General features: G+C 59.8%; 21 protein-coding genes. 6 read left to right on the plus strand and 15 right to left on the minus strand.

Annotated features, from left to right (window positions below; genetic code table 11):
• Window positions 1-19: 19 nt before the first annotated feature.
• The 14 genes from ACWJKU_RS07605 to ACWJKU_RS07670 all read right to left on the minus strand — a co-directional run bounded on the left by ACWJKU_RS07605 (window position 20) and on the right by ACWJKU_RS07670 (window position 14,827).
• A complete protein-coding gene (locus ACWJKU_RS07605; protein WP_454147335.1) occupies window positions 20-2,506 on the minus strand; it encodes an ABC transporter permease in 2,487 nt (828 codons plus the stop codon).
• A gap of 105 nt (window positions 2,507-2,611) precedes the next feature.
• Window positions 2,612-3,907, minus strand: coding sequence for a flagellar hook-associated protein FlgL (gene flgL, locus ACWJKU_RS07610; protein ID WP_454147337.1), 1,296 nt, complete (start codon window positions 3,905-3,907; stop codon window positions 2,612-2,614).
• A 2-nt stretch (window positions 3,908-3,909) separates the two neighbouring features.
• A complete protein-coding gene (gene flgK / locus ACWJKU_RS07615) occupies window positions 3,910-5,586 on the minus strand; it encodes a flagellar hook-associated protein FlgK (protein ID WP_454147339.1) in 1,677 nt (558 codons plus the stop codon).
• 71 nt (window positions 5,587-5,657) lie between these two features.
• A complete protein-coding gene (flgJ, locus tag ACWJKU_RS07620; RefSeq protein WP_454147341.1) occupies window positions 5,658-6,620 on the minus strand; it encodes a flagellar assembly peptidoglycan hydrolase FlgJ in 963 nt (320 codons plus the stop codon).
• 9 nt (window positions 6,621-6,629) lie between these two features.
• A complete protein-coding gene (locus ACWJKU_RS07625; RefSeq protein ID WP_454148068.1) occupies window positions 6,630-7,733 on the minus strand; it encodes a flagellar basal body P-ring protein FlgI in 1,104 nt (367 codons plus the stop codon).
• Window positions 7,734-7,762: 29 nt separating this feature from the next.
• Window positions 7,763-8,440 carry a flagellar basal body L-ring protein FlgH gene (gene flgH / locus ACWJKU_RS07630; RefSeq protein WP_454147343.1) on the minus strand — a complete coding sequence of 226 codons (678 nt, stop codon included), beginning with the start codon at window positions 8,438-8,440 and terminating at the stop codon, window positions 7,763-7,765.
• Between the two features lie 8 nt (window positions 8,441-8,448).
• The gene (gene flgG / locus ACWJKU_RS07635; RefSeq protein WP_454147345.1) at window positions 8,449-9,237 is read right to left on the minus strand and encodes a flagellar basal-body rod protein FlgG; all 789 of its coding nucleotides are present in this window, start codon (window positions 9,235-9,237) and stop codon (window positions 8,449-8,451) included.
• A 23-nt stretch (window positions 9,238-9,260) separates the two neighbouring features.
• Complete coding sequence (flgF, locus tag ACWJKU_RS07640) at window positions 9,261-10,001, minus strand: flagellar basal-body rod protein FlgF (protein ID WP_454147347.1); 741 nt, start codon at window positions 9,999-10,001, stop codon at window positions 9,261-9,263.
• Between the two features lie 25 nt (window positions 10,002-10,026).
• Window positions 10,027-11,280, minus strand: coding sequence for a flagellar hook protein FlgE (gene flgE / locus ACWJKU_RS07645; RefSeq protein ID WP_454147349.1), 1,254 nt, complete (start codon window positions 11,278-11,280; stop codon window positions 10,027-10,029).
• A gap of 26 nt (window positions 11,281-11,306) precedes the next feature.
• Window positions 11,307-11,975 (minus strand): flagellar hook assembly protein FlgD, encoded by a 669-nt coding sequence (locus tag ACWJKU_RS07650; protein WP_454147351.1) that lies wholly within the window; start codon window positions 11,973-11,975, stop codon window positions 11,307-11,309.
• An 11-nt stretch (window positions 11,976-11,986) separates the two neighbouring features.
• Window positions 11,987-12,406: a flagellar basal body rod protein FlgC gene (gene flgC, locus ACWJKU_RS07655; RefSeq protein WP_454147353.1), complete on the minus strand. Its 420-nt coding sequence runs from the start codon at window positions 12,404-12,406 to the stop codon at window positions 11,987-11,989.
• Window positions 12,407-12,408: 2 nt separating this feature from the next.
• Entirely contained in the window at window positions 12,409-12,801 is a 393-nt protein-coding gene (flgB, locus tag ACWJKU_RS07660) for a flagellar basal body rod protein FlgB (RefSeq protein ID WP_454147355.1), read from the minus strand.
• 155 nt (window positions 12,802-12,956) lie between these two features.
• Window positions 12,957-13,799: a CheR family methyltransferase gene (locus ACWJKU_RS07665; protein WP_454147357.1), complete on the minus strand. Its 843-nt coding sequence runs from the start codon at window positions 13,797-13,799 to the stop codon at window positions 12,957-12,959.
• Window positions 13,796-14,827: a chemotaxis protein CheV gene (locus tag ACWJKU_RS07670; RefSeq protein ID WP_454147359.1), complete on the minus strand. Its 1,032-nt coding sequence runs from the start codon at window positions 14,825-14,827 to the stop codon at window positions 13,796-13,798. Before ACWJKU_RS07670 ends, ACWJKU_RS07665 begins: the two co-directional genes overlap by 4 nt.
• 113 nt (window positions 14,828-14,940) lie before the next feature.
• Here ACWJKU_RS07670 and flgA point away from each other — a divergent pair, with 113 nt between their 5' ends.
• The 6 genes from flgA (at window position 14,941) to ACWJKU_RS07700 (ending at window position 19,055) form a co-directional block, all read left to right on the plus strand.
• Complete coding sequence (gene flgA / locus ACWJKU_RS07675) at window positions 14,941-15,639, plus strand: flagellar basal body P-ring formation chaperone FlgA (protein WP_454147361.1); 699 nt, start codon at window positions 14,941-14,943, stop codon at window positions 15,637-15,639.
• 95 nt (window positions 15,640-15,734) lie between these two features.
• Window positions 15,735-16,043, plus strand: coding sequence for a flagellar biosynthesis anti-sigma factor FlgM (gene flgM / locus ACWJKU_RS07680; protein WP_454147363.1), 309 nt, complete (start codon window positions 15,735-15,737; stop codon window positions 16,041-16,043).
• The gene (locus tag ACWJKU_RS07685) at window positions 16,040-16,528 is read left to right on the plus strand and encodes a flagella synthesis protein FlgN (RefSeq protein WP_454147365.1); all 489 of its coding nucleotides are present in this window, start codon (window positions 16,040-16,042) and stop codon (window positions 16,526-16,528) included. Before flgM ends, ACWJKU_RS07685 begins: the two co-directional genes overlap by 4 nt.
• A gap of 177 nt (window positions 16,529-16,705) precedes the next feature.
• Window positions 16,706-17,302: a TetR family transcriptional regulator C-terminal domain-containing protein gene (locus ACWJKU_RS07690; RefSeq protein WP_454147367.1), complete on the plus strand. Its 597-nt coding sequence runs from the start codon at window positions 16,706-16,708 to the stop codon at window positions 17,300-17,302.
• A gap of 67 nt (window positions 17,303-17,369) precedes the next feature.
• Window positions 17,370-18,713, plus strand: coding sequence for a methanethiol oxidase (mtoX, locus tag ACWJKU_RS07695; protein WP_454148070.1), 1,344 nt, complete (start codon window positions 17,370-17,372; stop codon window positions 18,711-18,713).
• 69 nt (window positions 18,714-18,782) lie between these two features.
• Window positions 18,783-19,055 carry a DUF4242 domain-containing protein gene (locus ACWJKU_RS07700; protein WP_454147369.1) on the plus strand — a complete coding sequence of 91 codons (273 nt, stop codon included), beginning with the start codon at window positions 18,783-18,785 and terminating at the stop codon, window positions 19,053-19,055.
• A gap of 45 nt (window positions 19,056-19,100) precedes the next feature.
• Here the strand turns inward: ACWJKU_RS07700 and metG are convergent, their stop codons facing one another.
• The gene (gene metG, locus ACWJKU_RS07705; protein WP_454147371.1) at window positions 19,101-21,212 is read right to left on the minus strand and encodes a methionine--tRNA ligase; all 2,112 of its coding nucleotides are present in this window, start codon (window positions 21,210-21,212) and stop codon (window positions 19,101-19,103) included.
• Between the last annotated feature and the right edge of the window lie 120 nt (window positions 21,213-21,332).

Consider the following 21,332-nt stretch of genomic DNA (forward strand, 5'->3'; position numbering starts at 1 on the left):
GTCTCATGCATTCTTGGCCTCACAGCTCTCGCAATACGTGCATAGGGCTGTTTTTCACCACCGATCGCGTATTCAGATAACCGGCCAAGCCGACTGTCAACGCCCCCAAAACAGGGGTGACCAGCCAGGTTTCCCAGTGGAACCGATAACTCAGATCGAATACCCGGCTGAACAATATCCACGAGATCGCCTCGCTGATGGCCGAAGCCAGGATGCCGGCGAAAAATCCCAGCGCGGCGAACTCCACCCACTGCGCATTCCGTAGCAAGCGCCGACTGGCGCCCATCGTCCTCAACAGCACGTCCTCATAGATGCGCTCGTCCATGGTCGCCCGGACCGCGGCGAACAACACGGTAAATCCTGCCGCCAAAGCCAGCAGCAAGACATATTCGACGGCGCTCGTCACCTGTTTCAGGATGGTCTGGAACTGTTTCAGCAGTGCGTCCACCTCCAGCACCGTCACGCTGGGAAAGGATTTGGCCAGCCGCCCCAGCGCCAGCTTCAGTTCCGGCGGCACGTAGAAACTGGTGAGCCAGGTGTGCGGATAGGCATCTAGGCTGCCGGGCGAGAAGATCATGAAGAAATTGGGCGTCATGCTATCCCAGCGCACGCTGCGGGTGCCGACGGCGGTGGCCATGACTTCCTGGCCCGCAATGTTGAACGCGAGTTTGTCGCCCGGCTCGATTCCGAGACGCCCGGCAAGATCGGCCTCCACCGAAACGGTTAGCGGACCGCTTTCGGCCACCCACTTTCCGCGGACCACCCGATTATCCTGCGGCAGAACCGACGCCCAGGTGAGACTGAGTTCGCGGTTGATGGACGATTCGGCCCGCGAATCCTTGTGCACGATGTCGAGGACGTCCCGATCGTTGATGGCCGTCAGTCGGCCACGCACGATCGGATAGTACTCGCTGCTGACGATGCCCTCTTGGCTCAGGGATTCGCGGAATCTCGCCAAGTCGGCATCGAACAGATTCAAAGCGAAATAGTTGGGCGTATTTTCGGGCAACTGGCGCTTCCATTCCTGCAATAGCTCGGTACGCACCAGGAGACTGACCTGCATGGCCACCAGGGTTATGCTGAAGGCTAGTATCTGACTGACCCCGAGCCGAGGCCGGCGCGTCAAATGCTGAAGACCGAAGCGCCATGAGAGCGAGACGTGAGGCAGGAGCAGGCGGCCGAGGCCCAGCAGCGACAAGCCGAGCAGGCTGAATAGCGCTATCGCGGCGCCGGCTACGGCCAATACGCTGACGGTCATTACCCAGTCGCGGGTATAGCGCCAGAGGAGCGCGCTCAGGGTCAGGGCGGCCAGCCCGTACACCATCCAGGCGCTTGACGGCAGCGGTTCGAGATCGCGCCGCAGCACGCGCAAGGGCGCCAGTCGCTTGAGCCTGATTATGGGCGGCAGGGCGAAGCCGAACAGGATCAACAGCCCGGTGGCCGCGCCGAGTATCATCGCGAGCCAGCCGGGGCTGGCCAAGGTGTGCGGCAGCAGCGAGCGCAGCAATCGGATGACGCCTTGCTGCGCCAGGTAACCCAAGGCGCAGCCGAGCGAACTGGCCATGAGGCCGACGATCAAGAACTGGCTGACATAGATCCACAGAACGTCGCGCTCGCGAGCCCCCAGGCATTTGAGCATGGCGGTCATGTCGTAGTGCCGCTCGGTGTAGCGGCGCGCGCTCATGGCGATGGCGACGCCCGAAATCAACACCACGGCGATGCTGGTCAATCCCAGGTAGCGTTCGCCGCGATTCAAGGCGTTGCCCAGTTCGGGCCGGTCTTCGTGCACGTCGAGGATGCGCTGGCCCGGATGCAACTGGGGCTTGAGCCAGCGCTTGAATGCCCGCAGCTCCGGTTCGTCGCCGGCAAACAATTCGTAATAATGGACGTGGCTGCCGGGTTGAACGATCCGGGTCTCGGCGACATCGGCCCGGTTCATCAGCACCCTCGGCGCGAGGCTGTAAAGATCGCCGCGGCGGTCGGGCTCGTGGGTGAGAATGCGGGCGATTCGCAACGGCTTTTCGCCCACCGTGATTTCGCTGCCCGGATTCAGACCCAGGCTCGTCAGCACGCGCTGTTCCACCCAGGCCTCGCCGGGATTCGGAATGCCGCGGGTTTCGGCGGCTGCCGCGATATCGCTCGGAGCGGCGCGAAGCGTGCCGCGCAACGGATAGCCGCTTTCGACCGCCTTGACGCTCACCAGAAGCATCTCGTCGTTTTCGATCAGCACGCTGGAAAATTCGGTGGTGCGGGATACTTGCAGCCCATGCTCGGATGCCTCCTGTCGCCATGCGTTCGGAGGCTCCTTATGGCCGCTGACGACGAGATCCGCCGCCAGGAATTCCGCTGCCTGAAGATTCATGGTGCGGGTCAAGCGGTCGCCGAGCAGGCTGACCGCCGTGGAACTGGCTACCGCGATCATCAGCGCGGCAATCAGGATGGTCAATTCGCCGCTGCGCCAATCGCGCGCGACCAGTTTCAGGGCAAGTTTGAGATTTTTAGCCACGGTTCGCTCATTTTCAGCATGCCGGCGGTATCTAATCGAAGACAAATCCGCCGGAAACAAATTCGGCCGGACCGAGTGTGCGCGGAAGCGCAGAACGCCGAGCCCTTAACGAAGATAATCGAAAAGAGACAATCCCTGCACCTTTACGTAAGCCTGCTGCGCGGCCTGAAGTGCAACTTGCTGAATATTGAACCGGCTGATCGCTTCCGCGTAGTCCAGGTCCTGGATGTCGGACAGATTCGCCTGGGTGTCGACGACGAACTTGCCGAGCAGGTCCTCGTGCTCGTCCAGGGCGTTCAGGCGCGCGCCCGCGCTGGTGCGGGTATCCAGAATGTTTTGCAGCGCTGCGTCGATATCGGTCAGCGCGGCGCTGGCGGCATCGTGAAAGGTCGGATCGGCGCCGGTTCCGGATTGCGGATCGGCGAAACCGAGATCGGTCAGAACGTTATTTATATTGTTGCTGATCGTTACAGACGAGGTTGCTCCGGTGGTTGCCGAAACGAACTCGATGAATCCCGACCGCTGCTGGGCGACAACTTTTCCGCTCAAAGCGGTGGCGCCGATGCCGGCGTTGATGGCGGTAACGAGGTCGTCGGCGGAGGCATAGTTTCCTGCGGGTATGGAGACCGCGGTTGCCGCGCCGCCGTCGACGGTCAGGTCGAAAGTGACCGGACTGCCGTAATTGATGCCGGAGGACAGGTCCTTCGCTCCGAGGACGGCGCCGTGGGACGCTGTGAAATTTCCGTTCAGGGCCTGGGTCAGAGAATACAGGGTATTGAGTATGCTCTGCCGACCTCCGGATGCGGCGATCGCGCTGGCTCCCGAGTTCGAGGGAACGTTCTCGAATACGGCGAACCCGGAGTCGCCGTCGGCCATCGGCCGTTGCGGACCGATTTGCAGGAGCCGCTGGTTCTTGTCGCCTTGGTAGACATAGCTGGGCGGGGTTCGATTGCCGTCGAACGCGAACGGAATCGTGTCGGAGCGAAAGCCGGCGAAAATGTATTCGCCGCCGGCGTCCCGCGTATTGGCAAGGCCCTGCATTTCGTCCAAAAGCTGCCGCATTTCCTGGCCGATGCCCTGGCGATCACTGGGGCTCAGCGTGTCGTTGAGACTTTGGACGGTCAGTTCGCGCGCCCGTTGCAGCACGTTGCCCGCTCCCGCCAGCGTGGAGTCCTCGAATTGGAGTCTGGAGCGGGTTGCCTGAATGTTGGACTGAAACTGCTTGTTGGTTTCCAACGATTCGTTCAGGTGCAGCGCGCGGACCGCGGCGCTGGGGTCGTCCGAGGGCGTCAGGATGCGCCGTCCTGCGGAGAGCTGCAACTGAGTTTTGGAGAGTTCGGCCTGCTGTTTGAGGATGGCGTCGATGCCGAATCGCTCCATCAAGGGCGTCGAAATACGCATGCTTATCTCCTCACGGCTCCGATCAGCGCGTCGAACATGTCGTTCAGTACGGGAATCAGTTGCGCGGCGGCTTGGTAGGCTTGTTGATAGCGCAGCAGATTGGCGGCTTCCTCGTCGAGATTCACGCCCGAGACCGAATCGCGCGCTTGTCGGGCATGGTCGAGCAACTGCTTCTGCGCGGTGCTGTCGATCTCGGCGGCATGGCTCAGCGTGCCCACGTCGCCCACGATTTCGTTGTAGGCGTCCTGGTAAGTGGCTTTTCCGCCCAAAAGCGAGGGCGTCGTCTGTAGCTGGGCGAGGGCGCGGGCATTGGTGTTGTCGCCGGGGCCGGCAAAAGGCTGCCCGGCCGCCGCGATCGCTCGCGGGTCGCCGAGCGAAACGCTCAGATCGCCGGCAACTCGGCGGAACGGGCGAATCAGAAAGCTGTCGCCGGCGGCTGCGGAGCCGCTTCCGATGCCGATGCTCAAGCCGTCATCGGCGAAGGCTCCGGTGGTATTGGGAGGAAACGAGTAGTTGTCGATCAAGCGGGTGAGCGTGTAATTGGCGCCGTCGAAATCCAGCCGGTAATCGCTTGCCGTCAAATCGGCAGGGCCGTTTACGGCGCCGTTGTCGAAAGCGACGGACAACACGGCATTTCCGCCGTTCGTTTGTTTGTTGAACCAACCGTATTGGCCGATCGCCGGATTCGCGACGTCGCTGAAGAAATTGGCGCCGGGGTTTCCGTTCAAGTCGGCGCCGGACGAATGCTGGACGTTGAATGCGGCGGCAATTCCCGCGGCGATCCGTCCCAGCGCGTTTTGCGCCGGATCGAGCACCTCGCTGCCGAAGCGCAGCAGTCCCCCGATTTCTCCGCCGCTGACGGCGCCGGTAACGACAACGGCGGTCGAACCGCCGGTCGTAACGGCGATATCTTTCTGGCTGGGATCGTACGCCGAATTTTGCAGGCTCAGCCGGCTTGCCGTCGAACCCATGACCAGCGCCTGTCCGCTGCCGATAAAGACGTTCAAGGAACCGTCCTTTTGTTGGTACAGACTGGTGCCCACTTTCTGCGACAACTGTTCCGCCAGCAGGTCGCGCTGATCGAGCAGATCATTGGGCGGCTTGCCCGCCTGGTTGTAGGCGACGACGATGCGCTCGTTCAAGGCGGCGATTCCCTTGGCCAGGCCGTTGATCTCATCGAGATCGGTGCTCAAGTTTTGATTGATTTGGCTGCGCAAGTCGTCCATGCGGCCGTTGAGCGCATTAAAACGCCGCGCCAGCGTTTCGCCTTCGGTCAACATCACGCGCCTCGCGGCGATCGACGTGGGGTCGTTGGCCACCTCCTGGACCGAATTGAAGAACGATTGCAGCGAGGGCGACAGGCTGGCGTCGGGATCGGCGATGAAGTTGTCGACCTGCGCGGCCATGCCGTGATACGTCTCCAATTCCGCATGGACGGACAGACTGTTGCGAAGCTGAGTGTTGAGAAAACCGTCGTAGGAGCGGGTAATGGACGCGATGTCGACGCCGTTGCCGATGAAACCCGCTCCGGTGAACGACGGCAAGCGCTCGACTTGCTCCGTTCTCTGCCGGCTGTAGCCTTCGGTGTTGACGTTGGCGATGTTGTGTCCGGTCGTCGACAGCCCGCGCTGAGCCGCTATCAGTCCGGATGTCGCTATGCCGAGAAGTCCACTTGCCATGATTCAACCGCTCGAATGAATGACGCTCTGATACTTTTTATCGGCACCGGCCGCCTCGACTGAAGACCGAGTCAGGCAGCCGGCAGTTTTTCAAGTGCACGATTTTCCTCGTATATGGAAAGGACCTTGCGGGCATAGTCGGGGTCCGAGGCATAGCCGGCCTTCTGCAAGGAAGCCATGAACCGGCGTGGATCTTCGGCATGCTTCAGAGCCTCGGCGTAGCGGGGATTGGTTTTCAGGAAATGCACGTAATCCCGGAAGCTCTCGGCATAGTCGTCGTACGCGCGAAATGCCGCTCTGTCGCGCACGGCGGCGCCGTCGACATATTCCAGGGTTCGCGCGGTCACGTGCCGGCCGGTCCAGTGCCGGTCGGCCTTGATGCCGAAGAGATTATGGCTGTGCCCGCCGTCTCCGCGCACCGTCATGGTTTTTCCCCAGCCCGTTTCCAAAGCCGCCTGCGCCAGCAGCAGCTTGGGATCGACGCCCAGTTCGGCCGCCGCGTCCCGGGCGTGCGGCCACAGCGTATTCACGAATTTCTCGGCATTGGCGAACGGTCCGGTTCCGGATGCGCTTCGATCGGACCGAGGTTTATCGATCATCCGGGCGGCGCTTGCGGACGAAGGCGTGGAATCGCCCGCGGCCGCGCGTTCGGATGCTCTCTTACCGATGCCGGGCAGGGCATTGCTGCGGTAATCGTCGAGGTTCAGGCCGGGCTTAGCGCCGTCGGAAGATTTGTCGCCGCCCAACTGCCGGACCAGCATATCGGACAGGCCGAGGCTCGATCGCTTGCCCAGCTCCACCGCCAGTTGCTGATCGTACATGTCGCGAAACGTCTGCGACTGCTTGCCGTCCGCGAGGCCGCCGCTCGGCACGGCGTTCCTCATGCTTTTCAGCGCCATCTGGATGAACAGCGATTCGAATTGCCGGGCGGTTTCGTTCAGCGCCGCCTTGGGGTCCTGCTTGGCCTGATTCTTGAGCCGGGCGGTGCCGTTGAAATCGGTATAGACATCGGCCAGGCCGGTCTGCTTGAGCATGGGCGTCTCCTAAATCACGATCAGTTCGGCGCGCAGCGCCCCCGCGCTTCTCAGGGCTTCCAGAATGGCCACCAGATCGCTCGGCGCGGCGCCCACGCGGTTGACGGCCTGCACGATTTCATCCAGCGATACGCCGGGATTGAATACGAACATGCGGTTCGCCTCCTCGTTCACGGTAACGTCGGAACGGGGTACCACGGCGGTCGTCCCCCCGGACAGCGCCGGGGGCTGGCTGACGATGGGTTTTTCGCTGATGGTCACCGAGAGATTGCCGTGGGTCACGGCGGCGGGCTGCACCCGGACATGGCTGCTGATCACCACCGTGCCGGTGCGCGAATTGACGATGACCTTGGCGGGAGCTTCGCCGGGACTCACTTCCAGGTTTTCGATCAGGGACGTGAACGAAACCCGCTGGGCCGGATCGTGCGGCGCGCTGACCTGGACCGATGCCGCATCCACCGGTCGCGCCACGCTTCCGCCGTAGGTCCGGTTGATGATGTCGGCTACCTGGTTGGCGGTGGTGAAATCGGGCGTGTGCAAGTGGAGCATCAGATGGCTGCCTTGCGCGAACCCGGTCGGAACTTCGCGTTCCACCGTGGCTCCGTTCGGAATCCTGCCGGCGCTCGGCACGTTGACGGTGATTTTGGAACCGTCCTGGCCTTGCGCGCTGAGTCCGCCGACCACGAGATTACCCTGGGCAATCGCATAAATCTGGCCGTCGGCGCCCTTGAGCGGTGTCATCAGCAGGCTGCCGCCGCGGAGACTCTTGGCGTCGCCCAGGGATGAAACGTTGACGTCTATCGTCTGTCCGGGCTTGGCAAAGGCGGGCAGTTCGGCCTGAACCGATACGGCGGCGATGTTTCTCGATCTGAGATCGATTCCGGACGGCACGGTCATGCCCAGTTGGAGCATCATGTTGCGCAGGGTTTGGCTGGTAAACCGGGTCAAGTCGCCGGTACGGTTCAATCCGGTGACCAGGCCGTAGCCGATCAGCTGGTTGCTGCGGGCGCCGGCGACCGAGGCGATGTCTTTGACCCGCTCCGCCATCGCCTGGGCGTGCGCCAGGGCAAGGCCGAGAAGACCGATCCTCATGATTGCGCGCAGCGAGAACATATCCACGGCCTTGCCTCGATTCGATTCGATCAGAAGGGGAACAGTATGCTGGTGAAAAAGCGTTGCAGCCAACCCATGCGGTTGGCGTCGGCCACCACGCCTTCGCCGTTGTAGATGAACGTCGCATCGGCCACCTTGGTGGAGTCCACCGTATTGTTGGTATCGAGATCCACCGGGCGCACGATCCCCGAGAGCTTGATGTATTCGTTGCCCTGGTTCAGCCCCACGCGCTTTTCGCCCTGCACCCGGAGATTGCCGTTGGGCAGCACTTCCACCACGGTGACGCTGATGTTTCCCGTCAAGGCATTGTTCTGCTTGCTCTCGCCCTTGCCTTCGAACTTATGCGTCGATTCCAGGCTGCTCGCTACGTTGTAGCCGAGGATTTGAGCCGCTTCCTGGCCCATCAGCATGGGCGCCTTGACGGTGGTGGTGGCCGAACGGTCGGCCTTGGTGTCTGCATTCTTTTGGGCGTTCGTTCTTTCGACCAGCCGGATGGTGAGGGTATCGCCGACCCGGCGCGCTTTGGAGTCCTCGAACAGCCGCATGTCGTAGCCCGACTGAAAAATCGCGCCGGGATTCTGCACCGAAGGCATCATATCCTCGGGGCGGGCCGGCGCATAAGCCGGGTCGCGCCGCGGCGGCGGATTGAGGAGGGCGGCGCAGCCGTTCAGGGTCAGCAGGATGAGAAAGAGAGCCGCGTAGTTCATCGGATCGATCAGAGCGTATTGGTGGCGAAGCCGAGCATCTCGTCCGTGGTGGCGATGGCTTTGGAATTCATTTCGTAAGCGCGTTGGGTTTCGATCATGTTGACCAGTTCTTCCACGACATTCACGTTCGAGGTTTCCAGGGAGCCCTGGACCAGTTTTCCGATGCCGTCTTCTCCCGGTATGCCCATGATCGGAGGACCGCTCGAGACCGACTCCCGGTACAGGTTTTCCCCGACCGGTTCCAGCCCGGTCGGGTTGATGAAGTCCGCCAACTGGATGTTGCCGATGATATTGGGGGCGGGGTTGCCCGGTTGCAGGGCGGATACCGTTCCGTCATCGCCGATGGTGATGCTCAAGGCATCCTGCGGCACGGTGATGGCCGGTTCCAGGGGATTGCCGCCGTTGGTGACGATCTGGCCGTTGTAATCGAGCTTGAATGTGCCGTCCCGGGTGTAGGCGATATCGCCGTTGGGCATCAGGATCTGGAAGAAGCCGCGGCCGTTGACGGCGACATCCAGGGAGTTCCCGGTCTGGAGGATGTTGCCTTGGGTATGAATCTTTTCCGTGGCGACGGTCCGGACGCCGGTGCCGAGTTGCAGGCCGGACGGCAGCGTCGTGTTTTGCGTGGTCTGCGCGCCCACCTGCCGGACGTTCTGGTAGAGCAGGTCTTCGAAGAGAGCCCGATCCTTCTTGAAGCCGGTGGTGTTGACGTTCGCCAGGTTGTGCGAGATTACCGACATATGGGTTTGCTGCGCGTCCAGGCCGGTCTTGGCGATCCAAAGGGAAGGGGTGGTCATGGTTTTAACCTCTCGGAGTGTCTTCAGCCGATCCGCATGAGTTCGGCGCTTGCATTGCCGTTGTCTTCGACGGTTTTCATCATCTTGATCTGGTATTCGAATTGCCGCGCCAGTTCGATCATCTGCACCATTTCTTCGACGGTGCCGACGTTGCTGCCTTCCAGCGAGCCGGTCACCAGTCGAACCTCGTTGGTGGCTTCCGCCGGAACGCCGTCCTGGGTCCGCATCAATCCGTCCGCGCCTTTTTCGAGCCGGGACTTATCCGGCTTCACCAGCTTGATGCGGTCGAGCACCGTCAGATCGACGGCGTTGGCGGCTTGCGGGATGATGCTGATGGTTCCGTCCGCGCCGATCTCGACCTTTTGCGCGGGCGGGATGGCGATCGGCCCGGCGTTGCCGAGCACCGGCAAGCCGCTGCCGGTGACGAGTTGTCCCGTGGGCGTGATGTGCAAGTCCCCGGCTCGCGTATACGCTTCGCTGCCATCCCCGGCTTGCACGGCCAGCCAGCCGTCGCCGTCGACGGCGACGTCGAGATCCCGTCCGGTGGTTTGCAAGGAGCCCGTCGACAAATCGACGCCGGGGCGCTCGGCCATGGCGTAGACCCGGCTCGGATAACCGTTCCCGAATACCGGCATCGATCGGAGTTGTTCGAAATCCGCGCGAAATCCGAGCGTATTCGCATTCGCCAGATTGTTGGCGTTGGAAGCCTGCGCCAGCAGTATCTGCTTGGCGCCGCTCATCGCGACGTAAAGGCTGCGGTCCATGGTCGAAGGTCCTGGCTATGGTGTGTTAACGAATGTTGAGCAGCGTTTGGGTGATCGTGTTTTCCGTGGAAATGGTCTGCGCGTTCGCCTGGTAGGCCTGCTGGGCGACGATCAGATTGACCAGTTGCTGCGCCAAATCCACGTTGGAGCCCTCCAGCGCGCCGCTCTTGATGGAACCGAAACTGCTGGTGCCGGCCACGCCGTTGATCGGCACGCCGGAATTGGCGCTTTCGCCCCAGGTGGTGTCGCCGAGCTTGGACAGTCCCTGCGGGTTCTGGAAGCGAACCATGGCCACTTGCCCCAGCGGTTTGGAGCCGCCGTTGCTGAAGCGGGCGAAAACGATGCCGGTGTCGTCGATGTCGACGCCGGTGAGCCGGCCGATGGTGAGACCGTCCTGGTTCAAGGTGTTGACGCTGAACGCGCTGCCCAACTGGGTCGAACCGGCCAGGTCTATGGTGAGCTGGATGGGCTGGGCGCTTGAATTGATCGAGACGGGGTTCGTTTGGAATTGGGTGGATGTCGCCGAAGAATTGACTTGGGTGAGCTTGCCGTCCTGATCGAAAGTTAGCGTGGCCGGGCTTCCCAGCATGTCTTGCCCGTCCACATAGACATACTGTTGCCATTCGTTGGGGTTTGCGGTCTTGACGTAATAACTGGTCGCGATGTGGGTGTTCCCCAGCGAGTCGTAGATCGTGGCCGACGTGGAATGGGTGTAGCTGCTGGCGTCGTTCGGGTCGAAAGGCGTAGCGGCGGGCGCGGTTTTGCGGGCGTCCAGATTGACGCCCATGTCCATGGAACTGGTGGCCTTCGGCAAACCTTGCGTCGAATCGAGTCGCAAGGTCTGGAACACGCCGGTACTGAAACCTTCCTCCACGGTTTCGCCGTTCGGCGCATAGACCAGCAGCGGTTGGCCGAGGTGATTCACCACATAGCCGTCCCGATCCATGTGAAAGGCGCCGGCGCGAGAATAGACCCGTTCGTTGATGTTGTCGACGTTGTCGCCGAGGACGAAGAAGCCTTCGCCGCTGATCGCGAGATCGAGGTTGTTCTCGGTGAAGTCGAGGTTGCCCTGGTTGAACTGTTGCGCCACGTTGGTGACCCGGACGCCGGCGCCGGGGGTGATGGACGAGACGCCTCCCAGGCTGCTGGCGTACACGTCGGCGAACTCGGAGCGCGATTTCTTGAACCCGGTGGTATTGGCGTTGGCGACATTGTTGCCGGTTACCGAGAGCATGTTGGACGCGGCGTTCAGGCCGCTCAGGGCAGTGTTAAAGGCCATGACTTACCTCGCTGGAATTGTGATTGCTAAAGGACGGCTCGGATGTCGTTCAAGGTGTAACGCCCGAGACCGCTCAGTTGAACTTCCATGCCTTTCGATCCGCCTACGGTCACGCTTTCCACCGGAGCGGCGATCTGCGTTTCGAGCGCCGTCGTTCGGCCGGCGACGACGGCTTCGGCCTTGATCCTGTAAAGTCCGGGATCGGCAAAGTGCAATTCATCGTCCAGCTTGCCGTCCCACTCGAACGACAGCGGCCCCTCGGCTTGCGGGCCGAGGTCCAAAACCCGGATCAAATTGCCGTTCTTGTCCATGATGCGGACATTGACCTGATCGGCCTCGGGCGGCACGTTCAATTCGCCCTCGATCTTGCCGTTTGCCGCCAAAATGCCTTTATCGGAGGCGACCATCGCGGATCGTCCCACCAGATTGGCGGCCATCAAGGCTTGTTCCTTGTTGGCGGAAGCCGCAAAGTCGGCGAACGAGGATTGCAGTTGCTGGATTCCCGTCACCGTGCTGAACTGCGCCAACTGATTGACGAATTCGGTGCCGTCCTGGGGTTTTAAGGGGTTTTGGCTGGTCAGTTGGGTGACCATCAGCTTGAGAAAGTCTTCTTGGCCCAGTTCGTTGCGTTTCCGAGTCGGCGCCGCGGTTTCGGTCAGTCCGAGAGATTTGAGCGTGTTGACGTCGATACTCATGTTCCGTCACCTCAGCTTTGTCCCAGGCGCAAGGTCTGGAGCATCAATTGCTTAGCGGTGTTCGCCACCTCGACGTTGTCCTGGTAGGAGCGGGATGCCGACATCATGTTGGTGATTTCCTCGATGGTGTTCACGTTCGGCTTGAAGATATAGCCGTCGGCGTTGGCCATCGGGTGCTCCGGCGCATATTCCATGCGCAGGGGCGTCTGGCTTTCCACCACGCCGAGCACCTTTACGCCGACCGGCGCGTTGCGCTCGTCCATGACCTCCTGAAGCTGCGCCGCAAATACCGGCTGGCGCGATCGATAAGTCTGCTCGATGCTGCTGCTGACGCTGTCCGCATTGGACAGATTGCTGGCCACCAGGTTGAGCCGCAGCGACTGCGCCGCCATGCCGGAGCCGGCGATATCGAAGATTTTGAAGGACGACACGGTTATTCTCCCGTCAGGGCGGTTTTCAAAGAAACGATCTTGCCGCTCAAGAAGTTGAGCGTGGTTTGATACTGGACCGCGTTTTCGGCGAAACGCATCTGCTCCTGTTCGGTTTCCACCGTATTGCCGTCCAGACTGGGTTGCTGCGGTATCCGATACAAGGCTTCTCCTTGCGCTCCGGATGCCGTCGCCGCCAGATGCCCGTCACGGGTGATCGCGAGATCGAGGGGAGCGGGGTGGACGCCTTGCAATACCGAACGGAAATCCAGGTCGCGGGCTTTGTAGTTCGGCGTATCGGCGTTGGCCAAATTGGAGGCCAGCAATTCCGTGCGCCGGTCGCGGAGCTTCAGCGCCAAAGGGTGAATGCCGAGAGCATTATCGAAGTTGATCGTCATAAACATCTCCTCGTTGCCTGCCGTGTAGTACCAAGCACGAGATATGCCATGCAAAAAGTCCTTGTTTAAACAAGGGCTTGAGAATTGCGGCGTCGAGACGGAAGCGGAGGGCGGCAATTTTCCGCCACTTGAGGCGGCCGGTTTGCCGGATACCGTCAGGCTGTCGGCTTCAGACGGTAGTAGCGGCAAGCGGCGCCGCGAACGGTTTCGTACGAGTCCAGTCCGGAGGGAAGCGACTCCGTGCTGCTCAGGAACAGGTAGCCGCCCGGATTGAGCACTTTGGCGATGCGTTCCAGGATATCGCACTTCAGTTCTTCGGAGAAATAAATCAACACGTTGCGGCAAAAGACGATGTCGAACCGGCCGAGCGCCGCAAAAGGCTTGAGCAGATTGAATTGCTGAAAGCGGACGCGGTCGGCGACTTCCGGTTTGAGCTTCCAATTGCCCTGATAGGGTTCGAAGTAACGCGATTTCAGATTGCCGTCGAGCCCGCGCGACAAGGCCATGTCGCTATACACGGCCTGGTTGGCTTCGGCTAAAACCGATTCCGAAATATCGGTACCGATGATCTGTACGTTTCTCTTTATGCCGGTCCAGCCGTAACGGAAGAATTCTTCGACGCAGATACCGATGGAATAAGGTTCCTGTCCCGAAGAGCAGGCGGCGGACCAGACTCTCAAGGTGCCACCGGTTTTATTGGCCGCCCAGGCCGGCAGCAGGACGTATCTCAGTTCCTCGAAATGGGCGTTGTCGCGAAACCAAAAAGTCTCGTTCGTGGTCATCGCATCGATAATGCGGGATTTGAGCCTGGAGGAGACGGTGCCGGCGCGGAGCGCGGCGATCAATTGCGTGATGGATGCGTAATCACCTTCTTTCAACAGACCGGTCAAACGGTTTTTGACCAGATATTGCTTGCTCTCGCCGAGCAGTATCCCGCAGGAATCCATGAGAAATTTCTGAAAGATTGCAAATTCGTCGGGATTCAAATCCGGTTTCATGAAGTCTCCGTTTGACACACTGACTTGACGGCCAAGCGGCGCGCAAAGGCGGCTTGCGTAATTTCGCTCGATCCGGAATCGCTTATTATCCTTTTTGCCGCCTGCGCCGACAGATGTTCTTTCAGGCGCTGCTGTACGATTCTCGCAAGATCGTCCGGAACGTATTTTGCGAGAAACTTGTCGGCTCCGACTTTCTCGACCATCGCCTGGTTGAAAACGCCGCTCATGGAGGTATGGAGCAACACGTATACGTCTTTCATGGCCGGATTTTTGCGCATGCCGGCCGTGAGCGTATAGCCGTCCATGCGCGGCATTTCCACATCGGAAATGATCATGGCCAAATATTCATTTAGATTTTTTCCTTCCGCTACCCAGCGTTCGAGGATTTCCATCGCCTCCTGGCCGTCTTTGGCGATCGTGCTCGTCACCTCGAGCTGCTCCAATACCCGCATGATCTGATTGCGGGCCACCAGCGAATCGTCCACCACCAGCACGTGCTGTTCGGAGGCCTTGGCGCTTTCGTCGATCACGCCGTCCGAAACGTGGTCGTTGCCGCCCATGACTTCCTTCATCACCTTTTCCACGTCGATGACCTCGATGAGTTCCCTTTCGTATTGCGTGACGGCAGTAAGATAGCTTTCTTTGCCGGCGCCTTTCGGCGGCGGCTGAATCTGCTCCCACCCCATGTTGATGATGCGGTCGACGGTGCTGACCAAGAATCCCTGGATCGATCGATTGTACTCGGTAATGATGGCATAGCCGCCGCCGTCGCGAGGCAGCGGGCGTGCGCCGATGGCCATGGACAGGTCCATCACGGGTATGGTTTTGCCGCGCAGGTGGGCAACCCCGCAAATGACCGGATGAGACTTCGGCAACCGCGTCAGGGGCGGACACTGGATCACTTCCCGCACTTTGAATACGTTGATTCCGAAGCGCTGGCGGCCGCCGAGTTTGAACAGCAGCAGTTCGAGGCGATTGTGTCCCGCGAGCCTGGTTCTTTGATCTACGCCTTCGAGTATGCCTGCCATCGCGAATCTCCGGGGAAAATGTTTGCGTGCCTAAAGTGTAGCGGCTGGAGTGCGATCCGCTTGAGTGCGATCGGCATGTTACGTGCTTCCTTCATTGGATCATGGGGGTGTGTATGCGAAGCAAACCGAAATTTTTGTTACTGCTCGCGCTGGCGGCGCCCGCGGCTTTCGGGGACGTTCAACGACAATCCCGCGAGTCGATATCGGCCGCGATCATGGCGCTGATCGAGTCGGATTTCCGTCAGCGCAATCAGGATTTCCAAGCGGAGCCGATCATGCTCGACAGGCGTTTGCAGTTGCCTCTCTGCGAGAAGTCCCTGGAAACCTTCTTTCTTCCGGGGCGGCGCGAAAGCGGTTTTCTTTCCGTTGGCGTGCGCTGCTCCGGCGAGCGTCCGTGGACGCTGTACCATAAGGTTCGCGTGAAAGCCTACCGGGACGTCGTCGTGCTCAAGAAGCCAGTCAGGCAGGGCGCCATGCTCACCGAGGCCGACCTGGGCCTGGAGAAACGGGAGCTCGCGGAGCTGCGCGGCAGTTATTTCACGTCCTTCGAAGCGGTCGTCGACCGGCCCGCCAAGCGGACATTGGCGGCGGGCACGGTACTGAGCCCAGAATGGCTGACCGTGCCGAAACTGATCAAGCGCGGGCAAAAGGTCATCATTCGGGCGGAGAGTAGCCATTTTACCGTCAATATGTCGGGGCAGGCGCTGGCCGACGGGGAAATCGGCCAGAGGATTCGCGTCCGCAACGACCAGTCCGAAAAAATCGTGGAGGGCACGGTTGCAGCTCCCGGCCTCGTACTGATAGGGCTTTGAGCGGCAGACAAAAAAACCGATTTGGCGCTAAAGTCGGCGCTCGGGAGGCCGATAACGGATCATAAGGCAAAAAGCTTCTCCCAAGAGGAACGGTCATGGACATCAAACTTCAAAACACCCTGGGCAGCCTCTCCAGCGGAGGGGTTCAGAAAAAAGCGAATAAAGAAATCTCGTCCGGCGCAGGCGCTTCCGATGCCTCGTCGACAGCGGTCGGCGGCGCGTCCTCCGAAACGTCGCTACGGCTCTCCGAGATCAAAGACCGCCTGCTGAGCGAATCCCCGGTGGACGAGTCGCGGGTGGAGCGGATTGCCGGCGCGCTTCAGTCGGGCAGCTACGAAATCAACCCGCAGCGAGCGGCGGAGAAGCTGATCGGCATGGAACGAGTGCTTGCCGGATTTTCATGAGCGCGCACCTTCAGGATCTTCGCGAACTGTTCCGCCAGACGCTCGCCGGACTCGGCGAGATGTTGAGTCTGCTGGAGAAGGAATCGGACTGTCTCGCCGCGCGCGAGGCCGCGGCATTGGAACTGACCGCTTCGAACAAGCGGAAGCTCGCATTTCTGCTCAATGACCTGGCCGCCCGGCAGAGCGAGTTCGTCCGCGCTCATGGCCTGCCGTCCGACGAAGGCGACATCGGCGCTTTTCTCGACCGGCTCGATTCCGCGATGCCGCAAGCGGAAGCCCTCCGGAGCGAGTGGCGCGAAATCGTGCGCCTGACTTCGGCCTGCAAAAGACGGAACGAGCTTAACGGCGCTTATATCGGCCTGCTGCGCCGCCACGTCGATTCCAGCCTGAATTTTCTCTACGGTTCCGCATCGGCGGATGCAACCTACGGACCTGACGGAGCCAGGTGCCGCAGCGAAACTTCGCGCCGATCGTTCTCGGTTTGATCCCTATGCGGAGCAGCTTTCCAATCCGCGCCGGCGCCGAGCGGAGCCAAAAAACGTTCTGATCGGCGACCGCATACCGCTCCTGCCCGAAGCCTTCGCCGCTCTCGGTTTCAGTGCAAAGCGTTCCCATCGTTTTTTTTCGTTGCAAAAGTAGACGACCGGTCATATATTTTCTTCATGGCTCGGATCGGCAGCAAACAAATCACTCGCGACAAACTCTTGGACCAAGGGGTCGCCATGCTCATGGAGCGCGGCTATCACGGCACGGGATTACAAGAGTTGCTATCCAGCGTCCAGGTTCCCAAGGGATCGTTTTACAACTATTTCCCCAGCAAGGAGGTCTTCGGCGCGGAAGTCGTCCGCCACTACATCGAGCCGTTCATTCGCCAACTCGACGACTACTTGAGTCGGCCGGATTTGGATGCCTTGTCGGCGCTGAAGCGCTATTTCCACGATTTGATCGAAGAATTGGAACGCAGGCAGTTCAAGGGCGGTTGTTTGTTGGGCAATCTGCTCGGCGAAATCGGGGATACCAACGAAACTTGCACGAACGCTTTGAGGGAAGCCTATCACCGGTATAGGGACAAACTCGCCGAGGGCCTGGCGCGCGCTCAGGCGGAAGGGACCGTGCGCAACGATCAAACGGCGGAGGTTTTGGCGGATCTGGTTTCCGACGGCTGGCAAGGCGCCTTGCTGCGCATGAAAGTCGAGCGGTCCGTCCGCCCCTTGCAGGTTTGCGTGAACCATCTGTTTGACGGCTATTTCAAACCCTAGAACGAAGAGGTATGCAATGAAACAGCGAATCAGCGAGAAGAAAATCATTCGGGCCGTGCGCGGCACGATGCTCGGATTGGCGTCCGGGCTGGCCGTGGCCGGAGCCGGGCTGTCTTCCGTCAACGCCGACGAGACTTGCCTATCGCCCTATACGGCAAAGATCACCGGCCAGGAAGATTACGTGTATGTCTGGACCTTGGGCGCAACGGGCGTCGGCGACGAGCAGGACAAACTGGTCACGGTGGATATCAATCCGAAGTCGCCGCAATACGGGAAAGTCGTGGACAGCCTCTCCGTGGGCGGCCGCAACGAGGCGCATCATTCGGATTTCACCGACGACCGCAACTATCTCTGGGCGGGCGGATTGGACACCAGCAAGATTTTCATCTTCGACGTCCACAGCGATCCGGCCAAGCCCAAGCTGCATAAAACGATTACCGATTTCGTCGCGAAAAGCGGCGGCGTGGTCGGGCCTCATTCGTTTTACGCCTTGCCCGGACGCATGCTGATCACGGGGCTCTCGAACAACAAGGATCACGGCGGGCGGACGGCGATGGTGGAATACACCAACCAGGGCGATTACGTCGCGACCTACTGGGTGCCCACCGACAGCGATCTGCGCGGCGCCGTGAAAACGGGCAAGTACGCCGACGGTTATAACTACGACTTGCGCGCGCTGCCGAGGCGCAACGTACTGATTTCATCCTCTTTCACGGGGTGGAACAATTACATGATGGATTTCGGCAAGATGCTGTCCGACAAGGAAGCCATGAAGCATTTCGGCAACACGGTGGTCCTCTGGGATTTGCACGGCCGCCAGCCGAAGAAGGTGTTCGACGTGCCCGGCGCGCCCTTGGAAGTGCGCTGCGCCTGGGAGGAAAGCCACAACTATTGCTTCACCACAACGGCGCTGACGTCCAAGATCTGGCTGATCTACGAAGATGACAAAGGCGAATGGCAAGCCGAGGCGGTCGCCGATGTCGGCGATCCCTCGAAGGTGCCATTGCCCGTCGATATCTCCATTTCTAACGACGATAAGCGGCTTTGGGTGAATACCTTCATGGACGGCAATACCCGGGCGTTCGACATCTCGAACCCGCACAAGCCGGTGCAAATCTACGAGAAGCATATCGGCGCGCAGGTCAATATGGTGTCGTCGAGCTGGGACGGCAAGCGGCTCTATTACACCTCGTCGCTGCTCGCCAACTGGGACAAGAAAGGCAAGGACAACGAACAGTTCCTCAAGCTTTACCACTGGGACGGCAAGGAGCTGAAAGAGCAGTTCGCCATCGACTTCTACAAGGAGAAGCTCGGCCGTCCGCACCAGATGCGTTTCGGCGCTTACGCGCTGTATAAGAGCGCGGCCGAGGCGCGCCCGGCGGAGCTTTTGGCTGAACTTCTCCGTCGCTGATCCCGTGTATTCGGGGTGACGGTTTTTTGACGACTATGGATTGCTTTTTTTCAACGATAGGAGGCTATCATGCCCAAATATTTGATCGAGCGTGAAATTCCCGGCGCGGGAAAACTGTCGGATCAGGATCTGCACGCCATTTCGCAGAAATCGTGCAGCGTGCTGAACCGTTTGGGGCCGCAAATCCAGTGGGTGGAGAGCTATGTCACCGACGACAAGGTCTATTGCGTTTATATCGCGCCCAATGAGGAGATGGTCCGCCGGCATGCCCAGGAGGGCGAATTTCCGGCCAATCGGATTTCGGAGATCAAGACGGTGATCGATCCGACGACCGGCGAGTAATGAACCGCGTGGGAGCGGCTTCGGCCGTTCCCACGCCTGCTTTGGCTACTTGACCCGCATGCCCGGCTGCGCGCCTTCGTCGGGAATCAAAACGAACGGTCCGCCGCGCTCGTCGCTCGCGGCCAGCACCATGCCTTCCGACAAACCGAACTTCATCTTGCGCGGCGCCAGATTCGCGACCATCACGGTCAGCCTGCCTTCCAACTGCGCCGGGTCGTAGGCCGATTTGATGCCCGCGAACACCGTCCGGGTCTCGCCGCCGATATCCAGAGTCAGCTTCAGCAGCTTGTCGGCGCCTTCCACGTGTTCGGCCTTGGCGATGCGGGCGATGCGTAGATCGATCTTGGCGAAATCGTCGATCGATATGGTGTCGGCGATCGGTTGAATCGCGTGTTGCTGATGCTCGGCGTGACGTTGCTGGGAATGGGGTTCCGGCTGAGCGGTGGCTTGCAGGTTTTGTTTGTTGGCTTCCACGAGAGACTCGATTTGTTTGGATTCGATGCGGGTTAAAAGGTGTTGGTAAGGCTTTATTGTGTGGCCTGCCAGCGACTTATCCAAATCAGACCAAGAAAGCGGCCCAATTTGCAGGAAATCTTCAACTTTCCTGGCGATTTCAGGCAATAACGGCTTTAGATATATGGTCAAAATTCGAAATGCTTCGATTGTTGCGGAGCATACCCAGTGTACTTCGGGAAGATTTTCAGGGGTTTTTGCCAATTCCCAGGGTTTTGCATCATTAAAGAATTTGTTGATGTCGTCCGCAACGACCATTATTTCCCTGATCGCTCTCGAGAAGTCGCGCCGCTCATAAGCGTCGGCGATCCATTGGGCAGCACCTTTTACAGCGTTGCTTGTCAAAACGTTGCTATATGGCAACTTGGAAGTTAAGTTTGAACTTAATGCTTCGCTGGTTTCTGGAAGAAGATTCTGATCAAGAATCAACCCGTTAAAAAGGCGATCAATAAATCCGGCTGCTCTACTCGCAATATTGACGTACTTCCCCACCAAATCACTATTCACCCGCGCCACGAAATCTTCCAGATTCAGATCGATGTCCTCCATCGTCCCATTCAGCTTGCAGGCGTAGTAATAGCGCAAGGCTTCGGGGTTCAAGCCCTGCTGGAGATAGCTTTCGGCGGTGATGAAAGTGCCGCGGGATTTGGACATTTTCTCGCCGTTCACGGTCAGGAAGCCGTGGGCGAAGATCTGGCTGGGCGTGCGGAAATCCGAGTGTTCCAGCATGGCTGGCCAGAACAGGGCGTGGAAATAGAGGATGTCCTTGCCGATGAAGTGGTATAGCTCGGCGTCCGAATCCTTGTTCCAGTACCGGTCGAAATCGAGGTTCAGCTTCTCGCACAGATTCTTGAAGCTGCCCATGTAGCCGATGGGCGCGTCCAGCCAGACATAGAAGAATTTGCCCGGCGCATCGGGAATTTCGAAGCCGAAATAGGGCGCGTCGCGGGAAATATCCCAGTCGGACAGGCCCGCCTCGAACCATTCCGCCATTTTATTGGCGGCTTCGTCCTGTAGATGCCCGGCACGGGTCCAGGTCCTGAGGAACTCCTCGCATTTTCCGAGCTTGAAGAAATAATGTACCGATTCCTTCCGCACCGGTGCGGCGCCGGATACGGCAGAATAAGGATTGATCAAGTCGGTCGGCGAATAGGTTGCGCCGCAGGCTTCGCAGGAGTCGCCGTATTGATCCTTCGCATGGCAACGAGGACATTCGCCCTTGATGAAGCGGTCCGGGAGAAACATTGCCTTGACCGGGTCGTAATACTGTTCGATGGACCGTGCCTCGATCAGGCCCCGTTCTTTCAGCCGGCCGTAAATGGTTTCGGCCAGTCGCCGGGTTTCGTCCGAATGGGTCGAGTAGTAGTTGTCGAACTCGATGTGGAACCCGGTAAAGTCCCTAAGATGCTCGCCGTGAACCTTTCGGATCAGTTCCTCCGGGGTAATGCCCTCTTTTTCGGCTCGAAGCATGATGGGCGTGCCGTGGGTGTCGTCGGCGCAGACGTAATGGCAGGCATTGCCGCGCATTTTCTGGAATCGCACCCAGATGTCGGTTTGTATGTATTCGACCAGATGGCCCAGGTGAATCGGGCCGTTGGCATAGGGGAGGGCGCTGGTGACGAGAATCGTTCGATGGGTGGTCATGAGGCGAAAATCAAGGGTTTCTAGGGTGGTCGAATTATCCCATATTTCGGTCGGGCGTTCAGAGGCGCCCAGCCGGGGCAAAAGCTCGCGAGTCCAGAATTATCGCCGGTTCAAGAGGCT

Source organism: Methylocaldum sp. MU1018, assembly GCF_053646775.1.